General features: G+C 46.3%; 10 protein-coding genes. 1 reads left to right on the plus strand and 9 read right to left on the minus strand.

The window, feature by feature from the left end:
* Positions 1-50: 50 nt before the first annotated feature.
* From B050_RS0120135 to B050_RS0120155, 5 genes are read right to left on the minus strand one after another with little or no spacing between them, the layout of a single operon-like run.
* Entirely contained in the window at positions 51-1,613 is a 1,563-nt protein-coding gene (locus B050_RS0120135) for a sialidase family protein (RefSeq protein ID WP_229802479.1), read from the minus strand.
* Between the two features lie 43 nt (positions 1,614-1,656).
* A complete protein-coding gene (locus B050_RS0120140; protein ID WP_018475763.1) occupies positions 1,657-4,353 on the minus strand; it encodes a sodium:solute symporter family transporter in 2,697 nt (898 codons plus the stop codon).
* Positions 4,354-4,395: 42 nt separating this feature from the next.
* On the minus strand, positions 4,396-5,322 hold the full coding sequence (locus B050_RS0120145; protein ID WP_018475764.1) for a dihydrodipicolinate synthase family protein: 927 nt from the start codon (positions 5,320-5,322) through the stop codon (positions 4,396-4,398).
* A gap of 53 nt (positions 5,323-5,375) precedes the next feature.
* Positions 5,376-6,869: a RagB/SusD family nutrient uptake outer membrane protein gene (locus B050_RS0120150; protein ID WP_018475765.1), complete on the minus strand. Its 1,494-nt coding sequence runs from the start codon at positions 6,867-6,869 to the stop codon at positions 5,376-5,378.
* Positions 6,870-6,885: 16 nt separating this feature from the next.
* Entirely contained in the window at positions 6,886-10,059 is a 3,174-nt protein-coding gene (locus tag B050_RS0120155) for a SusC/RagA family TonB-linked outer membrane protein (RefSeq protein WP_018475766.1), read from the minus strand.
* A 332-nt stretch (positions 10,060-10,391) separates the two neighbouring features.
* Between B050_RS0120155 and B050_RS0120160 the strand changes: the two genes are divergently transcribed.
* Positions 10,392-14,561, plus strand: a complete 4,170-nt coding sequence (locus B050_RS0120160) for a hybrid sensor histidine kinase/response regulator transcription factor (protein WP_229802478.1) — start codon at positions 10,392-10,394, stop codon at positions 14,559-14,561.
* Between the two features lie 105 nt (positions 14,562-14,666).
* Here the strand turns inward: B050_RS0120160 and B050_RS0120165 are convergent, their stop codons facing one another.
* The 4 genes from B050_RS0120165 to B050_RS22730 all read right to left on the minus strand — a co-directional run bounded on the left by B050_RS0120165 (position 14,667) and on the right by B050_RS22730 (position 21,566).
* A complete protein-coding gene (locus B050_RS0120165; RefSeq protein WP_229802477.1) occupies positions 14,667-15,113 on the minus strand; it encodes a c-type cytochrome in 447 nt (148 codons plus the stop codon).
* A gap of 278 nt (positions 15,114-15,391) precedes the next feature.
* Positions 15,392-16,894, minus strand: coding sequence for a RagB/SusD family nutrient uptake outer membrane protein (locus B050_RS0120170; protein ID WP_018475769.1), 1,503 nt, complete (start codon positions 16,892-16,894; stop codon positions 15,392-15,394).
* 14 nt (positions 16,895-16,908) lie between these two features.
* The gene (locus B050_RS0120175; protein ID WP_189458077.1) at positions 16,909-20,280 is read right to left on the minus strand and encodes a TonB-dependent receptor; all 3,372 of its coding nucleotides are present in this window, start codon (positions 20,278-20,280) and stop codon (positions 16,909-16,911) included.
* Between the two features lie 116 nt (positions 20,281-20,396).
* Positions 20,397-21,566 carry a FecR family protein gene (locus B050_RS22730; RefSeq protein WP_157492919.1) on the minus strand — a complete coding sequence of 390 codons (1,170 nt, stop codon included), beginning with the start codon at positions 21,564-21,566 and terminating at the stop codon, positions 20,397-20,399.
* Positions 21,567-21,929 lie beyond the last annotated feature (363 nt).

Raw genomic sequence — 21,929 nt, forward strand, 5'->3', positions numbered from 1 at the left:
TGTCTTCATGCTTGCTAGTAGTTTGGCTTTAATGGATGTATTCCTATGCGTTATTTTTCCAGCTCAGATATAGGGATAATCTGAAAGGTCATATGCGCCTTGCTGCTTTCGTAGAGGATGCCCAGATGGCTCTCATCTATCACTGTCAGACAGGAATAGCCCCATCCTTTGCCTTCATCCAAGAGTAGCCCATTATTCCAACTGATTCCCTGATCTTTACTTGCTTTGATGGTCATATTATATCTTCCGTCGCTTGCTGCGGGGTTTGAGAAGAATAAATAGCTGGCCTCTTCGGAAATTCTATTTTCCGGATAGGTAATCAGGCTGGCCATACATACAGGCTCTACCAATGCCGACCTGCTGGAAGGATGCGTTTCCCAGGTGTCCCCCAGGTCTTTGGTGATGGCTATCGCTCTAGATCCGCCACGATTATCGCGCATATTGAGCATTAAGCTGCCATCATTAAGCTCTATCACCTGAGCCTCCGTGGTATTAGGCTTGGCCTCCGTCCCGATATGCCAAGATTCGCCCTTGTCCTTACTATATATGATCGTGCTATGAGGCAAATCATTCTCGTCCTTAAACTGCCCTGCAAAAACCAGGGTACCATCCCGCATGGTGATCCCTTTACCAGGGCCATTGAACATCAGCTTCCACTTATCTTTTTTGATTTGGTCCGTAATAGAAATAGGGCTAGACCAGGTTTTGCCATCATCCTCACTTTTTACCAGCATCAGCTGGCCAGTCTCCGCGGGGCTATTTCCCTGTCCAGAACTAAACCAAGCTCTTTCACCGGGTTTGCCATGAAGCCATAGGGCCAGCACATAAATGGTATTATCGGTGGGATCCACCAAAATAGCAGGGTCTCCAATGCCATTTTCTATCTGAGGCTTCCCGCCCCATTCGCCCATATCCATGATGATCTCCATCGGCTCCCAAGACTCTCCTCCATCCGTACTGCGGCTCATGCCCACATCCACATCCTCCTGAAGATCCACCGAACTATTATACCGCACATCATATACTGCGATCAAACTGCCCTGGAGGGTGGTGGCCAATCCGGGAATTCGGTAGGCGGCTACCCCATCATCCCCTGCCGTCCTCAGGCTTGTGGCTAGCCGCAAGGGCTGAAATGTCCCTGGAGAAAGTGCTAAGGAGGTTTGTTTTAACCTCAGCTCTTTTACCTTTAAGTTTATCGTCTCCTTCAGCGAGGCCTCCTCTTTTGGCTTCAAGTGAAGTTCCAGCTGGTGAGGACCTGCCTTTAAGGGGCTGTTCATTGTTATTTTCAAATGCTTATCCGGCTCTCCCAGACTGATCAGGACCACTGGCTCCTGCTCTGCATCCGTCCGGTCATAGAGCCATAATGAATCTATGACAGACTGCCCCTCTATCTCCACTACCAGGTCCTGCAGGATATCCGCCTGCTCCAAGGTAAAGTCAAGGCTTAGCACCTTATTGCTTTGACCTTTAATCAATGGAATATCATTCTGATCTATGGTCAGTGGTACGGATTTCCCATTGCCGATGACCTTGCTGGTACATTGTCCCAAAGGGACCATCAAAAGGCTATAAAGGAAAGACAAATAAATTGCAGGAGATTTGATCATGTTCATCAGTTATTTTCGTTTATTATTATTCTAATTTTCTTGCGTGGCCCTATTTATCCTTTTTTTTCAGGGTATGAATGGTAAGGCCCTTTAGGTCCTTGAAATCGGTAAAGAATAAGCTAAATAGGTAGGTAAAACTTATTGCGCTCAGCAATCCAGTCAGGGCATAAAGGTGAATGCTTAAGTCGGTATGAAACTTCACCCCGATCTGCACGATTGCACTGAGGATAAGGCCTATTAAAGCTCCCTTTCCATTGACTTTCTTGGACAGCATTCCGATGAGGAAAATTCCACCAAGTCCACCGGCAAAGAAGCCGATAATCATATTGAACTGATCCCAGAGAGAGGGTAATCCTAGGCTTGCCATGATTAGGGCAAAGCCGGTTCCAAACACCCCAACCACGATGGTAACCCATCTTGCAAATTGCAGGGTATTTTTTCCATGGATATCCTTAGGAAACCATTGCTTATAAAAGTCGGTGGTCACCACCGTCGCCACCGAATTCATACTACTATCAAGGCTGGACATGGCCGCCGCAAAAACCGCTGCAATCAGCAGTCCCGACAAGCCAGTAGGGAGTTGGGTGACAATATAGAAAGGGAAAATGCTGTCCATATTCCCCACGGCAGGACTGAGTTCGGCAGGATGGATTTTGTAAAACAAATACAAGGCCGTACCCATGGTAAAGAAAATCAAGGCCGAAGGAAGGGCCATCAATGCGCCCGTGGTGATTCCATTTGCGGCTGTCTTCTCGTCTTTGGTGGTCAGATATCGCTGGATGACGGTCTGGTCGCTTCCGTACTGAACGATATTGGACGCCAGTCCTCCAATCAGCACCACCCAAAAGCTCGTCCCTGTAAAGTCTAGTCGCATATCAAAAATCTTATTCTTTTCATTTTCCTTCACCATCGCCCACAGGTCCTGAGGGTTTTCATGAATTTCGTAAAATATAAATCCTAAACAGATCAAGGCTCCACCAAGTAAAACCACCACCTGAATGACATCGGTCCAAATAACGGCTTCGATCCCTCCGAGGACGGTATATAAAATACTCAGTAAGCCCATAATTAATATACAAATGGACACGTCGATGCCTGTCACAACGGCCAAAGCCAGGGAAGGTAAGAGTAAAACTATCCCTAGCCTGCCCAGCTGCAATCCCACATAGAGGATGCTCCCGATCAGCCGTACGGTGCGGTTGTAGCGCATTTCGAGGTATTCGTATGCGGTGGTAATATTCAGTCTTCTGAAAAAAGGCAGGAAAATAAAAATGATCACTGGGGCGACCATAATGATGGTCATCAGTAGGAAAAATAGCGTCCAGTCCGTGGCAAAGGTCTTAGCGGGGATCGCCATAAAGGTAATTGCACTCAGCTGAGTGCCAAAGATGCTAATTCCTGCCGCCCACCAAGGTACCCTACCACCAGCCTTAAAATAATCTTCGGTGGTATGTTGTTTGCCAGAAATCAGCAATCCCATAAGCACTAATGAGCCCAGATAAAGCCCCAACACTGTATAATTCACCCATCCAAATCCACCGATTTTCTCAAAACTCAACGCACGAATGCCAGGGCTGCGGAGTCCCGGGGAAACTTCTCCCGAAGGAAGGATAATTTTATCCCCCCACCTGATCGCCGTCGTGGTGACAGGAGTCTGGTAAGGAAGATCTCCTGCCGATTGCCAGGTATCAGTCACCGTATGGTAGATTAAAATTCCCCGATCAAAACCCTGATGGCTCTCCAAAATAGCATCCCGTTTTTCTATCAACTCCCTTCTTTTCACCGAATCCATGGTGGCAGCAAGGCTGGCGCCAAGTCCTTCCAGTACATTGAAAGTCTGTCCCTTTACTCCCCCATACAGGACGATTTGTCCCGCACCTTGGGCAGCCCCTGTGCCGGCAGATAAGGTCATTGGATTGCCTTGTTCGTCTTGAATTCCACTGATTTTGGTCCACTGATCCTCTGTGGGATCAAAACAAAACGCATCGCTATAGAGCTCGCTCAGCCCTTCAGCAGTCCTTTGGCGACCGCCAAACAAATAAAGGCAGTCGTTTAAGCCATTGCTTTGGACGACAGACACGGCATGAGACCGGGCTTTGCCCGGCCAGGTGGGCAAGTCTTCCCAAGCGGGATTAGCATTTGAATAATCGATACGATACACCGCCTGAGAAACCGACCGAGCCGACCCTTCTCCTTTGCTTTCACCTCCAGCCACATAAGCCTGGGTACCGATCACTCCTCCACTGGCATTACTAATCGGAAGGGGTAAGTCGGGTAAATAATGTAAGCTTAGCTGACGATCTCGGGGATTCCACTTCAATATAAAAGCCGTCTGAAATATCGTATTGGAATTCTCCCCACCCACACATAGCAGGCCCTCAGGAGTGGAAATACTCGTACCATAGGCGACGGCTGCGGGCAGCTGTAAGGTCAGCCCTTCCACCCAGGCATAGCCAGAGGAGGTTTTCTCAAGCACGTGGATTTGCTGAGAAAAGTGCTTTTCACCGCCCTTCCAGGGAAGTTTATTGGGGAAATTTGCCCCTCCAGCCAAGATAAGTACCTCCTCGTGTACCCCCGCAAACATCCCCGCATAGCCAAATGCCAGGCTGTCGCCTTCCTCTCTGGGTAAATCCGGCAGATCACTAAACTTAAAGCTCCCCACGTCCTTATGGAGCTCCTGGCTGTGCACCTGAGCGCTAGAGACTAGTAAAAGAAGAATACTCGATAAATAGACAAAAATTTTCATGAATTAATGGTTAATGGGCTTACTTGGTTTCACTCTGGCCTTCTATGACTGCTCTGACTTTACGCTAAACTGGAAAAAGTCCAGGGCCTCCAATTTCCCCTGTAATTGCTCATAATCCTGCTCCCGGAGCTGCTTTACCGGAGATCTAAACTGCCCGCAATCCAGCCCACAAAGCTTCATGATGGCCTTCCCACAGGCTGCCCCACCAAATTCGCTAAAGAGACTGATCATATCAATTGATTTTTCCTGGTACTTTCTAGCCTCCAGCATATCACCATTTTTATAGGCCTCCGCTAGCAAATGATAGAGGGGAGCGGCGTAATTATAGGTGCTCCCTACTGCCCCTTCTGCGCCCATGGCCAGCCCAGCTAGCATCGTCTCATCCCAACCCCAGAGCAGGTCATATTTACCTTGCTCATATCGGAGACAGCGATTAAATTCCATAAGGTCATTATGGGTGTATTTGATACCCGCAAAATTGGGAATCCGCCTTCCCGCTTCCTCCAAAAAGTCCAGCATAGGAAGATCGACCTTTGACAATAAAGGGATATGATAGAAATAAAACGCTTGCTGTGGGGCTACCTCGGCAATAGGCTCAAAATAATCCACCAATTGCTTTACCGTGCTGGGCCTCATATAATAGGGAGCCGTGAGGGCAATTCCATGGAACTTAAGCTCCCGAGCTTTTGCCGCGAGTAAGATCGCTTCCTTCTGATTGGTCCCTCCCAGCATGGCCATTATTTTGAAATTGCTATGAGAGAATGGCGCCCAGGCTTCGAACAATTTCATCTTCTCCTCCAGGGTCAAAGCAGCGCCTTCCCCGGTGGTGCCTGCTATAAATGCCCCTGCTAGCTGGTGTGATTTCAAGGAATGAGCTAAGGAGGGAATTTGTGAAAGATTCAGCTCTCCATGTTTATTATATGGCGTGAAGGTCGCGGCGATAAGCCCTTTTATTTTTTCAAATTTCATAATGGAAAGTTAAAGTACAAGAGGTGAGCGGCTCACCTCTTGTACGGATAGGATTAATTTCTATACCCTGGATTTTGGGTGATTTTGGAATTTAAGCTAATGGTGCTAAGTGAAATAGGCCATAGCTTCAGGAATTGATCATTCGGTCTATTCTGTAAGGAAGGCACCTGAGCAAAGGCCTGATCAAAGCGCAGCAAGTCCCACCATCTTTTCCCTTCAAAAGCCAATTCCAGCAGTCGTTCTTCGAGGATTGCTTCATCATTGGCTTCCTGCTCCATATCCACAAATCGATGGGCCTCAAAATCTTCCCCGTAAGCTCGCAGCCTTACCTTATTCATCTCCTCTGAAGGATCCTGTCCCAAGGCATTTTTGGCCTCGGCAATCATCAGGAGAAGGTCTGCATATCGGTATAGGACCACATCGTCAAGGAATCTCCTCCCTGAAGGATCTAAATATCCACGAAATTTGGTTACCACATGAGCATAAGGCACCATCTGTCCCTGTTCATTTGGAATAGTGATACTTAAGTAGGTCGCATCCTTGCGCTGGTCAGTAGCCGAAAAAGCTGAGGTAATCACTGGAGAAGGCCCCCAGCGGTTGAGACCTCCACCTTCACCTAATTTCTCAAGTACTACAGGATCCGCATTGGCCGGAATCTGATCATCGCGCATATACATATCGCTATTATAATTGGTACCTGACTCAAGGTCCATAAAATGTACGGCCATCAAAATCTCATTATTTCCCTTATGGTCATAGCGAAAGATATCGTCATAGTTTACCTGCAAGGAAAGGTCGGGTACTTCTGCGGCTTGAAGTGCTTCTAAGGCAGTTTGGATATCCGCATTTCCTCCTCCCATCTGCTTAGCAGTCCATAGGAAGACATCTCCTTTGAGTGCATTAGCAGCGGGTTTGCTCCAGGTAGCCTTGGCGGCAGATAGGTTATTGTCAGGGTATAAGGACAGCGCAGAATTCAAATCCTCCTTGACCTGAGCAAAGATATCCTCTACTGTATCTCTAGTCCGGAAGGTGGTTTCTGCATCATAGCCTTCCGTAGGGAGAGTCACCAGTGGCACCCCACCCCAGGTTTTGGCCATGGTAAAGTACACAAAGGCACGCATGGTATAGGCCTCCGCTAGAATTGCATTTTTTTCCTCTTCATGGGTGAAGGTGATTTCCGGAACATACTTGATAAGGAGATTGGCATCATGGATGACCGTGTACATTCGCAGCCAGGTGGGCCCGGCAAAATTAGGATCTATAGTATTCTCAAAATACCGCTCTAAACCCTGAGAGGCCTGCAGCCCATAAGTCAGTGTACCACTTCTACTCTCACCCCAGGTAAAGAGGTCAGTCGCCGCCTGATCCCGAAATCTCACATACATTCCGTTGGCAGCGCCCTTGGCATTGTCCTCCGTGGTCCAGAACCCTGCCACGGTGATATCACTCGTGGGGTTCAGTTTTAGGTTTTCTGTACAGGAGCTTATGGGCAATAGCAAGGTCAAACATGCTGCAGCTTGCGCTATTTTATTTTTTATAATTTTCATGGTTTTTAGATTTGGGTTAGAAGTTGACATTCACTCCAAACAGGAAGTTTCTTGCAATCGGATACCTTCCGGAATCTGTTCCTCCCTCTTCGGGGTTCAGCCCTGTATATTGGGTGAAATAAAATAAGTTGGACCCGGTAAAGTAGGTTCTCACATTTGCAATTTTCAGTGCGCTCACCCATTTCTTAGGAAGGTTATAGCTCAAGGTCACTTCCCGAATGGCGAGGTAATCTCCCTTCTCGTAATAGTAGGTATTGCCGCGGAAGGAGTTATTTTGCGAGAGCTGATCCGCCCAATAATACCTAGGAATCTGGGTCATGTCTCCCTGATTTTGCCATGAAGTGGTGGTCTCTTGTAATATCCCGATATCACCTTGATACTGACCATTAAACCTAGCTCTTGTCTCATGATAGATGGTGTGGCCGAGGGCAAAATCTGTTCGAAGGGTTAAAGAAAGGCTCTTATAATTCAGGGTATTGGTAAATCCGCCAGTCCATTTGGGGTATATATTCCCTGCATACACTCTATCTCTGCTATCTATGGAATCATTCTTATCCAAATCTGCCCAGTTTACATCGCCGCCAAACTTACTTTTGTCTGTGCCTGGCACCAAGGCATCATATGCCCCTTCTGCGGCTTCCTGGTCCGTGGCATATACACCTAGCTGCTGATAGGCAAACATATCTCCCAGCTGCCCACCTTCTTGAAGTCCACCTTTCCAGACATAGATCCCTAGTCCCTGGTCATAGACAAAGATGCCTCCGATGCGGTTGTTATCATTGTCATTTTCGGGTAGCTCCACCACCGTATTGATATTATAGGAAGCATTGGCCGAGACATTCCAGCCGAACTTTTGGCCTTGTATGACACTGGCTGTCACTTCCATTTCCACCCCTTCATTACGTAATGAACCCAGATTAGTCAATATACTATTGAAGCCTGTGGACTGCGGCAGCTCCAGGCTGGTCAGCAAATTATCCGTTAACCGATTATAATAATCCGCTATTACCGTCACTCGGCTATCAAACAGCCCTAAATCCATTCCTATATCAAAAGTACCAGAACGCTCCCATTGTAAATCCTGGTTGGCCATTCGGTTGTTTTGGATCGCAGCCTGATCATTATACCTGTTTCCTACTGAGTATAATCCCTGAGCGTGGAAATCCGACAAATTCCCGATATTCCCATTCACCCCATAGGAGGCTCGAAGCTTAAGCGAGGTGATGTCTTCGGGCATATTTCCCCAAAAATCCTCTCTATGTAAGTTCCACCCTGCTGACAGACCTGGGAAAAATCCCCAATAATTATTAGAACCTAAGCTAGACGCTCCATCATATCTCGTGGTGAAGGAAAAGAGGTATTTCTTATCAAAATCATAATTCACCCTACCAAAATATCCGACAATCACCTGCTGACTCAGCGAGCTGCTCACCGAGGTGGGCTCAGAGGAGGCATTCAGCGTAGGGATAAGATCCGAGGCCGCTCCTCTTCCTGAAGCGCTTGCACTATAACTCTTCCGATCATAATAAGATCCACCCACCTTAAACTGCAGGTTATGCTGCCCTATATACTTCTGGTAGCTGAACACCCCGTCAAACTGCTTCTGCCAATAAATGGAGTTGGAAGCAGAAGCATCGCGAGAATCGATAAATTGCGTGGGGGTATTATAGTAGGATTTCTGAAAACTGTTTGTTGTCCCTTGCACAAAATAGAGGGAAGCCATAGGCTCAAAGGTGAAATCCTTAAAGATTTCCCAGTTTGCTCCACCAGACAGGGTGATTCGATTTGTCGCATTGAGTGCGTCGATTCTGTTCAGGTGATAAAGGGGATTTCCTTGTGTTTTGTTTTGGCCGGAGGCCAGAGTACCATCCTCGTAATATAGCTTGGCAGTTGGTGGTAATCCTAATGCTCTTTGGAACAACTGATTTTCACTAAACACCTGACTATTGGAGCTGGAGGTAAAATTCATTCTGCCATATACCCCCAGCTTGTCATTGACTTGGATATCGCCATTCATTCGGGTGGTAAACCTCTTAAAGTCGGTATTGATAGCGACCCCTTTGTTGTCTAGGTACCCAACGCCAAGATCGTATCTGGCTTTTTCGGATCCTCCACTTATATTGATATAGTGGTTTTGGCTCACGGCAGTCCTGAATAGCACATCTTGCCAATCCGTATCAGAAAACAAAATAGTCTTGCTGGGGTCCGCTGGATCGGGCATCTGCTGCCATCCTTCGTTGAGCTTATGTTCATTTTCCGGGCTGAGGTATTGAGGAGAAAAAGCCGTGCTATTGGTCAGGTCATTGCCGGTCCCAAAGCCGCTGGCCAGATTTAGCCTAAACAGGTGGTCAGGATGCTTTTCGCCCGTGGCCAATATGCCTTTTCTATTGAAATAAATATAATCACGGGCAGAACCCATATCGTACCTGTTCCAGAGTTCTGAGGCTCCAATATTAAAACGATAGGTAACCAGGGTTTTGCCTACTTTGCCAGTTTTGGTGGTGATGATCACCACGCCATTAGCACCTCTGGCCCCATAGATAGCTGTTGCTGCGGCGTCCTTTAGCACCTGCAGGGATTCTATATCATCTGCATTGACGTCATCCATATTATTTCTGATGACCCCGTCGATGATGTATAAGGGCTGTGCACCATCTGGATTATTGATGGAAGTCCCTCCCCGAACGATAATCCTCGGCGCGGCTCCCGGCTGACCTGTGGTAGTCTGCACCCGAACCCCCGACACGGTACCCTTCAGGGCCGAAGCGGCATTTGCAAAAGGCACATTTTCCAATACCTTATTATCCAGCTTAGCCACTGAGGAGGTGAGCGTTTCCCGCGACTGCTCACCATAGCCGATCACCACGATCTCATCCAGCTGCTTGGAGTCCAGCTTTAGGCTCACCTCCAGTTTGGATTCATTACTTAGCGGGATCTTTTGGCTAGTATATCCGATATAACTAAACACTAATACGTCTCCAGCCTGAGCTTGCAGGGTGAAGTTCCCTTCCAAGTCCGTAACTGTCCCTTTATTTTTTCCTTCGATGAGGATATTTACTCCGGGGATTGTCTCCCCTGAGTTGGAGTCTGAGACCGTTCCTGAGATACTTCTCTCTTGAGCCATAAGTCCTGTAGAGGAAAGCACGAGGAGTAGCATCAGAAAGGCTTTAATGTAATTGTTCCAATACATATTTTTTGGGTTTAAAATGGTGAAAATGATTAGATGATGATAATAAGACTCGATACGCTGTACAGCTGAAGCGATAGACCAAGTGCTTACCTTACAAAGCTATATAGGCCTATTTCCAACTAGGTACAGTGGCGTTCGTAATAGGGGCAGAAAAGTCCGAGGGGGTGTAATATTGTTCAGAAATGGTACTACAATCGTCCATAGATGAGATTTTACTTTTCTATAAGGTGCGATTAGTCAGAGAAAAAATTTAGATTAGTCCTTCCATTAAGTGCCCTCCAGGAGTTATGACAAAACCGTATTTCATTTCCTATTTACTATTAATATTGCTATTGAAATGTTCTGCAATCATGGCTCAGGGCACGGGTCATCCATTTTATAAATTTACCCATTATACCTCCCAGGATGGGCTTCCCCAAAACTCCATCCTGGCCATCTTGCAGGACCAGAAGGGCTATATGTGGTTCGGGACAGATGATGGTTTGGCCCGATTCGACGGCTACCAATTCACCGTATATAAGCATCAATACAACAAGCCCAATAGCCTCAGCAATAATGTCATCAGGGGCTTGGCCCAGGATAGAAATGGCTATATATGGATCAGCTCAGAGGGTGGAGGAATCACTATTTTTGATCCAAGCACCTCTTCCTTCCACTCCCTGCTAAGCCCACAACTAATCGACTCCAAAAAAACTGGCCAATTGCTTCTGGACCATCTTGGTAACTTATGGATCAGCACACTGACAGATGGGATCTTCAAGGTGGAGATGGAGGAGCTCAGCAGCCCCAGCAGTCCCGAAGAATACCTCTCCAGCCTAAGCATCAGCCACTTCACCAAGGCCAATTCGGGTTTGGCAGACAATAAGATTTGGCAGGTATTCGAGGATAGTGGGCACCAGCTATGGATCGGAACTTACGATCAGGGAGCTCAGATTTTTGATCCGATTTCTGAGGAATTCAAGGCGGTAAACCTTCCCCAATCGGGGCGGCCCATCCGCTCGGTAAAGTCATTTTATGAAGATCATCAACAGACCCTATGGCTTGGAACCGAAAACCAGGGGCTATTCTATTTGCCCAAGGGCAAAAGCATTTTTCTTCCCTTCGGTCTTAAGTCTGACCGCCAAGGAGAAAAAAATATCACCAGCATATTACAGGATCAGCAGAGCAATATCTGGATCGGCACCCTGGGCAGTGGCGTCTATGTGCACGAGCTCAATACGGGTCAGACGTTTCACTATGATGACAATCCAAGTGATTCTTATAGCATCAATGGAAGGTCCGTATATTCCATGCTGGAGGATGGCGAGGGCAATATATGGATAGGAATGTATTCTGGAGCAGGACTAAATAAGATTAATCCCACCGCCCAGCACTTCGAGCATTACCGCCCAAACATCAATGCGCCAGGAAGCTTATCCGGCAAGATGGTGAAGTCCATTCTCCTGGACCAGAATGAAAACCTATGGGTCGGCATTTTCAATGATGGCCTAAACGTAAAGAGGGCTGGCAGAAGCCTGTTTGAGTCCATTCCTCTTTCTCCGCAGAGCAAAAAGGTAAGCACAAATGTCCAGGTAATATTTGAAGACCAGCAGCAGCAGATCTGGATCGGTACCGATGGCGAGGGACTCTATCACTATTCCCCAAGCCGAAAGACCTATGAGGTGTACCGCCATGACGAAAAGGATACCAGCACACTGAGCAAGGATGAAATTTGGGCCATCGCCGAAGATGCTGGCGGCAGCTTATGGATAGGAATGGCCAATGGTGGTGGGCTGAATAAATTCGATCCTAAAACAGGGAAATTCCAGCATTTCATGCATCGCCAAGATGATTTTGGCAGCCCCAGTTTCAATGATATCAGAGCCTTATTGGTGGATTCCAAAAACAGGTTGTGGATAGGAACCTATGGCGGTGGGCTAAATCGATATGATTTCGACACGCAGCGATTCACCTATTTCCAACACCTGAGCTCCGACCCTTATAGCATTAGCCATGATATTATCACCTCCATTTTCGAAGATTCTAAAGGGACTATCTGGCTTGGGACTTTTGGTGGCGGGCTAAATAAACTGGATAGTAAAACGGGGAAATTTACCCATTTCAGAGAAAATGACGGCCTTCCAAGTGATGTCATCAAGGCTGTGCTGGAGGATGATAGCGGCCAATTATGGATAAGCACAGTAAGGGGGCTTTCGTCCTTTGACCCTGAATCGGAAACCTTCAAGAATTTCACCACCCAAGATGGGCTACAGTCCAACGAATTTAACCTGGGCTCTGCCTTCAAAGCGGCAAATGGCAAGATGTATTTTGGGGGAACCAATGGTTTCAACGCCTTCCTACCCCACCAGGTCAGCCTGCCAAAAAGCCCGCATAAACCCGAATTGACTAAGCTAAGGGTACTCAATCAACTCGTAAACCCTGGCGATACCATAGAAAACAAGGTGCTATTGCGCAAAAGTATCAGCTATACTGATGAACTAAAGCTCTATAGCGATCATAATAGCTTTGAGCTGGAGTTTAGCGGAATGGAGTTTAACCAGCAGGACAAAATCCTATATGCCTATATGCTGGAGGGGTTTGACAAGGACTGGGTATATACCGATGCGACGAGGCGATATGCGGCCTATTCCAATCTAAAGGCGGGAGAATACACCTTCAAAGTAAAAAGCACCTCTGAAAATGGCCTTCAAAATTCTGAAGAACGCCAGCTAAAATTATTGATTTTGCCCCCCTGGTATCAAAGCAATCTGGCGCTGATTGCCTATTTCTTATTTCTGATCCTCATGGCCTTCATTATTAAGTCGATCGTGGGTTTTAGAATTAAGATGAAAAACGACCTGCGCTTCGAGCGATTAGAAAAGCAAAAGCAGGAGGAAATCAACCAGCTAAAATTACGGTTTTTCACTAATATCTCCCATGAGCTAAGAACTCCCCTGATGCTGATCAAGGTGCCTTTGGAGCAATTGCTCCGCCAAAAGGACCTTCCTCGACAGGTGTTCCAACAGCTTAATTCGATCCATAATAACGCCTCCCGCTTACTAAAGCTTATCAACCAGCTGCTCGAATTCAGAAAGCAGGAGACTGGCCATCTGAGGCTGTCGGTGCAGGAGAATAACCTACGCTCTTTTATCCAGAATGTCTTTACCTCCTTTGAAGCCATGGCCAATCAGGGCCATATCGACTTCCAGCTGGCCTTCGATGATGACCTGCCCGAAAGGCTGTGGTTTGATATGGATCAAATGGAGAAGGTCGCCTATAATTTATGTTTCAATGCCTTTAAATTCACCCCTCAGGGCGGAAAAATCCGCATTGTGGTAAAAAACAGTGTATTTATCCAAGACAATAACCCGATTACCGGGGTGGAAATCAGCATTGAAGACAATGGGAAAGGCATACCTCTGGAGTATCAAGACCGGATATTTGAAAGATTTTTCCAGATAGAAGACAGCCAACATAATATGAATGCGGGCACAGGCATAGGCTTATCTCTAAGCAAGAATATTGTGGAGTTTCACCATGGCAAGATCAGCATGACCAGTGTGCCTCATGTGCAGACCACCTTTACGGTTTTCCTTCCTCTGGGAAAAGAGCAGTTTCAAGCTCATGATTTTAGGTCTCCCACTCATCCCAAAAACCTCCACCAATCTGCGCTGGACAAGGAACTTACCAGTTTGGACATGCATATGCTTTCTTCGATAAATACCGCAGAAAATATAGATGCGGTGGATCCTCACCTCAAAAACAAGAAGTTGCTTTTGGTGGAAGACAATAAGGAACTATTAGCTCTTATGAAATCCACCTTACAAGCTCACTTCAATATACTGACAGCACAGGATGGCCAGGAAGGCTTCCTGACGGCACAGTCGCAAGCGCCGGACATTATCATCTCAGATGTGATGATGCCTATAATGGATGGCATAGAAATGTGCGTTCAGCTGAAAAAAGAACTTACCACCAGCCATATCCCCGTGATCCTGTTGACTGCCCGCAGCAATTTTGATTATCAGCGAGAAGGGTACTCCTCCGGGGCGGATGACTACTTAAGCAAGCCTTTCCCCATGGATCTGCTTATTGCTAAGGTGAGAAACTTACTCTATACACGTGAAAAACTAAAGGCGGCCTATAAAATAAAACCAGACCTTAGGCCTTCTGAAATCACCATAAGCTCGCCAGATGCTGAATTGATGGAAAGAGCCCTCCAGATCGTCGAAAATCATATGGACGATACCGACTTTGATATCCCTGTATTTGTAAAAGAAATGGGGATGAGTCGCACCATACTTTTTGACAAGATAAAAGCCATTACCGACTTTACCCCCAATGAGTTTATCCAAACAGTAAGGCTCAAAAGAGCCGCTCAGCTTTTACTTCAAAGTGACTACAAAATCGCCGAAATAAGCTATATGGTAGGCTTTAATAATCCGAAATACTTTAGCAAGTGTTTCCACAAACACTTTGGCCATACGCCAAGTAAATATGCTACTTCGAAATTCAAAACTTGATTTCCCCTCCCAAAAAACACCTTATACTTCCTAAGTGCAGTATAAAAAGTGAAATCAACTTTTACCTTCAGGCCTCTATCCTCTACTGTGAATGTGGCATTTGCTCTATCTCTTATCAAAGGACAGCACATAGGCGACCATGGCCTGGGCATCTTCCTTGGGGAGCTTGGGATGGGCGCTCATGATGGGGTATCCCCAGGTACCAAAGCCTCCAGAGATTACCTTGCGCGCCAGCAGGTCGATATACACCGGATTTCGGGGATACCTTCTGGCGATATCGCTGAAGGATGGCCCCTTACCCTCGCTTTCCTTTCGATGACAATCATAGCAGTCTGAATAGGAAATCAACACCTCCCCCCTTTGAATTAGCTCGGGCGCTAGTGGTTCATCCTCCCCGGGAATTATAATCACCTTTCTGGATTTTCCCGCCGATGCTGAATTTTCAGAATCCTCAGCTGGACCTTGGCTACATGCCGTCAACAGCATTCCCGCCATTAGCGCCAAGCAAAAAACACTACCAGCGGAATGAAATAAAGCACTAAAAAAACGCATAGAAGAATATAAAAGCTCCAATAAATTATTTTGCCCCAAATATAATCAAATCTATTTCTCGCCACCAATGGCTATGCGCTAGTGCGAGGGACATTCTATGGTAAGCCCAAACAAAAAGCCCCACCAACTGAGGTTTCAGAAGAAACTCAGCTGATGAGGCGATTCACTATCCCAACTAAATTATTTAACCCATACAAGGTGCTCTATTTGCTGGCAGAAGGATATAATCAATGCTGCTCAGGTTATTAGCACCTTGCGTCTTTGCAGACAATGGATCTTTAATATCCAGGGTTTTGGATGAGTTTATGATTATTCCGCATTTCTGCAGTAGGGATAGGAAAGAGGAGTTCTCTCTCTGTGACCTGTGGTCCATACACAAAGGTGTGCCCCACATAATCCTCAAATAAGCCCGTGGTGACATTATATGCTTGTCTTAAGCGGACCATGTCAAACCATGTTTTATTTTCGAAGGACAGCTCAAACCATTTTTCTTTCCAAATAGCAGTTCTCAGATCTTCCTTGGAGAGGCCCTCTAATGCTGGCAATTCGGCACGGCTTCTGATCTTATTTACGGCCTCATAGGCTGCGGTATTTGGTCCGTTGGCTTCATTGGAGGCCTCTGCGAAGAGGAGTAGTACCTCTGCATATCGGATCACCGGCCAGTTTAGACCGCTACTAGTGGTATTGGTCTGGGCTTCGGCGTCAAAGTGCTTGAACAGGTAGTAATCTCCCAGCTCAATGGACTGAGTACGGTCCGATCTCGTGGTATAGCTAGTATAATAAAAGGCCTTTTCTTCCACTCTTTTATCGCCCTCTGGATAGGCTTTGACGAAGTTTTCATCGGCAAATATCCCTCCTGTCTCTGCGCTATAATTGGAGATCCCTCTATTATAAGGAATGATCGAAACCTGCCAGGTGGAGGCCATGAGATAGGGGGCAAATTGTATCATAAAGATATGCTCACCCAGGTTATTTTGAGCCGGATCATGAAGATCATCATAGGACGGAAACAGGTCAAAAGTGCCCGAGTTAATCACCTCCTCGGCTTTGTCTGCTGCCAGGGCATAATACTCACTCCCCCTCTGTAAAGGATATCCAGCCATGGTCAGATAGACGGAAGACAGCAGGGACTTCACTGCCCCCTGTGAGGCACGACCGGAGGCATCCCGCATGGGAAGGCCCATCTTTTCTGCTTCCAGCAGATCGGCAACTATCCTATCATATACGTCCGCAGGGTCTGCAGGAGGGGCAAATAAATCTTCTGATGTCAAATCGATAGGATCAGTCACCAAAGGAATATTTCCAAATAGACGTACGAGGTGAAAATAATAATAGGCTCTCATAAAATACGCTTCACCGAGCAGTGCATTCTTCTCCGCCTCATCCATGCTGATTCCAGGAATTTCGGCTATCGCCAGATTGGCATTGGCAATACCTCTGTAATAACTGGTCCAGTAGGTTTGCCCGTATCCATTATCGGAGTTATTGATCAGGTTTTTGATGAACAAACTATTTTGGGCCTGGCCCAAATCCGTATCTGCAAGACCTGTGGCGAACTCGGTCATCATCCAGGTTCCTCCACCAAAACCACTTACGGTGATCGGCCGGAGGCTTTCATAGATGGAGTTCACCACCGAGGTGGCATGCTCAGGTTTGGTAAAATAATTCTCCAAAGTGAAGTTTGACTTATCTGTTTCATCCAGAAAGTCCGAGCATCCAAAACCAAGTACTGCGGTCAGCATCAGTGAGGATTTATATAGTATTGATTTTATACTTTTCATAGTAAGGCTTGGGATTAAAGAGTGATATTCACACCTAACATAAATACTCTTGGCTTAGGGTAAGCATATAGATCCACCCCCTGGTCAAAAGCAGCTCCTGAAGTGGAGACTTCCGGGTCGTAACCTTCATATTTGGTGGATAAGAAGAAGTTCTGGATAGACACGAAGGTTCTCAGATTATGCAGATTTAATCGGTCCAAAACGGAAGGATTAAAATTGTATGCAAGCAGCAGGTTTCTTCCTCTCAGGAATGAAGCTTCTCTTACGCGGTCTGAGTCATTATTGGTATTATACCCAGCCACCAGCGGTCTGATCTGAGCCACATTGGTATTTTGACTTTCTGGTGTCCAAGCGTTTAGGACGGTAGCGAAGCTATTGGCGATGCCGGTACGATCTTCAGCGGAGTGCTTACTTCTGAACAGCACATCATTGCCGTAGCTATATTGGAGATCCACCAGGAGCTCAAATCCCTTATAGCGGAAGGTATTCGAGAAGGTGCCAAATCCGTCAGGAATACCTTTTCCGATCACCACTCGATCGGCATCATTGATCACGCCATCTTCGTTCACGTCACGGTATTTGATATCTCCAGGTCGCTTATTGTATTCAGCTGCGAGGGATTCTTCATCCGAATTCCAGGTGCCTTCATGCACAAATCCGAAGAACGAACCCACGGGCTCTCCCTTACGAACGATTGTGGATCCCAAGAAAATATCAGAGCCGCCAGCCAATTCGGTAACCTCATTTTTGTTTATAGAGATATTGAAGGTGGTGCTCCAGGAGAATTGTCCCTTTTCGATATTCACCGTATTGATCCCTACTTCAATTCCTTTGTTCTCCATGCTTCCCACGTTTTGACTCACGACGGTATATCCACTGCTGGAAGGCACTGGAGCACTAAGCAGCATATCTTCAGTCACCTTACGATAGAGGTCCACTTCTAGCATGAATCGGTTTTGCATAAAGCCTAATTCCATTCCAAAATCCACCTGAGTGGTTTTTTCCCATCTCAAATCCGGGTTGGCAAGACGGCTGATTCCCATGCCTATTTCGCGCTGTCCGTCGAAGATCACAGCATAATTCCCCATTCCTGCAAGGGCCTGGTAAGCGGTGATTTCCGAGTTCCCCGTTTGGCCGATGCTGGCTCGCAGTTTCAGGTTAGAAATTGAGTTGCTGGATTTCAAGAAAGCCTCATCAGAAGCTCTCCAAGCCACTGCGGCAGAAGGAAAGAATGCAAAACGATTCTCTTCCCCGAATTTGGAAGAACCATCGGCCCGGCCAGTAAGGGTAAAGAGGTATTTGTCTTTCAGAATATAGTTAATTCTGGAAAAGTAAGAGTTCAGACCATAGGCAGTCGTGCCTGATCCAGGCTGAATCGCATTGGCGCCAGCACCCAAATTATTAAAGGTGAAGTAATCATCCTGAAAGTTCTGAGCGCGTGCCTGACTGTATAAATCGTCCACATGCTGCCATGATAATCCAAGCATGGCATTCAGATGATGATCCTCATTGAGCTCACGCACATAGGTCAGGTAATTTTCAAACTGCCAGGAATTTCTACGGTCATTACGAATATAGGCATCTCCTTTTTGGTTTTTGGCAATATAGTTTAGGCTTCGGCCACCATAATAATCGGTACGCTGATTAATGATATTGGTGGATACGCTGGAGCGAAGTTGTAAGCCTTCGGTAATATAAAAGTTCGCATAAACATTTCCGATGAGGGTCTGGGTACTTAGAAGGTAAAGTCTTTCGTTGACCACATGGATGGGGTTATTGCCACCTTCCATACCCGGATAGTCTTCATTTCCTGCCCAGGTGCCATCAGGATAGCGCACAGGGATGATGGGTAGTTCTTCCAATACTTGTCTCATGGCGATGATTCCTCCACCCCCAAGTGGATCCACCTGGCTTTCCTTTTGGTCATTATAGCTCAGTACGCCGCCGATTTTCACCCAATCTTTCACTTTGCTATCGAATACAAACCGGGTAGAATATCTTTTCATCCATGATTCAGCCATCAGGCCATCTTCATTTCTATAGCCTAAGTACAGACCGTAGGATTCATCTGCATTGCCGCCGGTCACGCTCAGTTGGTGATTTTGGGTAAATGCAGGCTTGAAGGATTCTTCCTGCCAGTCGGTATCATAAAGTGGATTTCCGTTGGCATCAAATAGTCGAGGATCGGTCCGCTTAAGTTTTGGATCCACATAGATGCCGTTTGCCCAACCTGTAGGATCATACTTTTGAGCATTTTGATAGGCCAGGTCTTCCGTTGCCAGGAACTGCTCTGAATTAAGTAATGGAATTTTCTTTGGCAGGACTCCTACACTATAATTTCCTTCATAGGAGATTCTTCCTCCTTCTTTTCCTCCCCGCTTGGTGGTCACGAGGATCACCCCATTGGCACCTCTGGCACCATATATAGCGGTGGCGGAGGCATCTTTTAGTACTTCTATAGAAGCGATATCGCCAGGATTGATATAGTCAATTGGTGTACTACCATTGGCCAAGCCTCCCGCATTCAGGATCACTCCATCGATCACGTACAGGGGATCATTGGCGATGCTCACTGAGGTATTGCCACGGATTCGAATATTGGCACGGCCGCCCGGTCTTCCGGAGTTTACGGAGACATTCACCCCTTGGACACGTCCAGAGAGGTTTTGGCTCAAGCTGGCAGAGGGACGATCGCTGAGGTCCTTCTCAGCTACGGAGCCCACGGCGCCAGTAAGATCCGACTTCTTCTGGGTACCATAGCCAATTACGATCACCTCATCGAGGGATTCCGTATTGGCGATCAGCTCCACATCTAAGGAGCGTCGGCTACCTACACGGATTTCTTGGGTGTTCATTCCAATAAAACTGAATACCAATACGGATTCATCGGAGGCCACATCGATGGCATATTTCCCATCGATATCGGTCACAGTCCCATTGGTAGTGCCTTTTTCCAATATAGATACTCCTGGCAGAGCTTCCCCTGTTTCATCCACGATTTTCCCAATGATCTTTACGGCTACTTGGCTTATAGGTAATGGTTTCTCATCTATTATGGGGTTTGATTGCTTACGAATAACAATGGTTTTGTCCTGTATTTCATAGGTAAACTGATAGGGAGTCAGTACCTGATCGAGGACTTTTTCTATTCCTACTTTATCTACTTTGATGCTGAGTTTTGGGATTTCTCTGATGAGATCTGAACGATATAAAAAACTAAAATCACTCTGCGACTTTAGTTCCTCGAACACCTGCTCGGCGGTCACCTGATGGAGGTCCAGGGCTATGGTGCCATTCTGCGTGCCGGTGCTTGCGGACACTTGCATCACATTAGACAATAGCACTATAATAGCAAACTTTACTATTAATAAGAGTTTACCCCTCATGAAAAAGGGGAGGTTATTGGGCTTTTTTAGCATAATTGTTAAGTGCTTAATTTAAACAAATAGTTATAGGGTTTATTTGGGTGTCTGATAAAAACAGAAGTCCCATGGTTGGTAATTTATTCTATGATCATATTCCTCCTTTCCAGTTTAAATTTCACGTCACCAGTTTTTTGCAATAAATCCATTACTTCCTGAAGGTCTTCATACCTTCTTATTTTGCCGGTAAAAGGGATACTTTTCGTCTCTTCATTCTTGAACTCAAAAGAGAAGTCATACCATCTGGCAAGGCTATTGATAATGGCCACCAAGGGTTTGTCCTGAAAGACAAACCATCCTTCTTTCCACGCTATATACTTGTGCACATCTACTGTTTTTGACTCCAGACTGGCCTCATTCTTATGGTATAAGCTTTGTTGATTTGGGCTCAGCATCTGGTGTCCGGCGGAGGAATTGGTAAGAAAAACTTCTACTTTTCCTTCCACTAGGGTGGTGGCAATGGCCTCCTCATCCTCATAGGAGGAGATATTGAAGGAGGTACCCCACACCTGTACTACTTGCTCGCCTGTCAGCACCTTAAAGGGCTTCCTGGCGTCTTCCTGAACCTCAAAATAAGCTTCCCCCTGAAGCTCTACCACGCGGCTGTCCCCTGGAAAACTAGTGGGGTATTTCAGTTGAGAATTTGCATTCAGCCAGACTTTGGTGCCATCTGCGAGGATCAGGTTAAACTGGCCACCCTTAGGCACTAATAAAGTGTTAAAAGTCACTTTCCCACTCGCTCCATTGGCCTCATCATACTGGATTTGGTTTCCCTGACTGCGCACCGCCGTCCCACCTTCCTCCAGAGCCAGAGGAGCTCCGGAAGAGAGATCATAGCTGCCCTCCTCAGTTAGCAATATGGCCCTGTCAGTGCCCGGCAGAATCTGGCTGGCGAGGGCTTTGACTTCCTTTGGTTCGGTGAGGTAGGGCTTAAATACAAAATAGGCAATACACAGCAGCACCAAATTGGCTGCGACGGCTGCCGCATAAAAGACTATTCGGTTGCTCCTGCCTGGCTTCCGAAAATCATCTTTTTTTTCCAGAGCCGCCCAGGCTTCCCCAGCATTTTTAGTCCCATTCTCAAACTTGCTCCCTTTTTCATAAAAAACCTTTACCTTATTGTAATAGTCCTGATGATCCGAATGACTTGCGAGCCACTGGCTCAGCTGCCCTTCCTCTTCCTCATTTAGACTGGAGTGCAGCTTCTTCCAAATAATTGAAAAATCTATTTCCTCTGAATTTTTATTCACCCGTTTAATCGTTTTACCCAATGACACATAAGCACTATGACATGGGTGACAAATATTATTTTTTCTCCAAAAAAAATAAATCACCTCCTTACAACCTGCTAGGAAGCTGATGATTTGAAGATTTAACCATTTTACTGACCTTCAACTCCAAAGCCCNAAAAAACTTGCCAAGGCATTGCTGGATGGCCATTTAGGTATTTAGATAAGAATTATATAATGAAGCTGGCTTTAGGATGAGCGTAGGCCTTTCTCCTTTTCGTTAAGGAATTTGCCTTGAAGTGTTTTAATTATTTTTAATCCTAAAAAGATCAGGTAGAGAACCCTAGAAGATCCTTTATCATATTGGAGGAGCCCGTAAAGATG

This window comes from Echinicola pacifica DSM 19836, assembly GCF_000373245.1.
In the GTDB taxonomy this organism is placed as follows: Bacteria; Bacteroidota; Bacteroidia; order Cytophagales; family Cyclobacteriaceae; genus Echinicola; species Echinicola pacifica.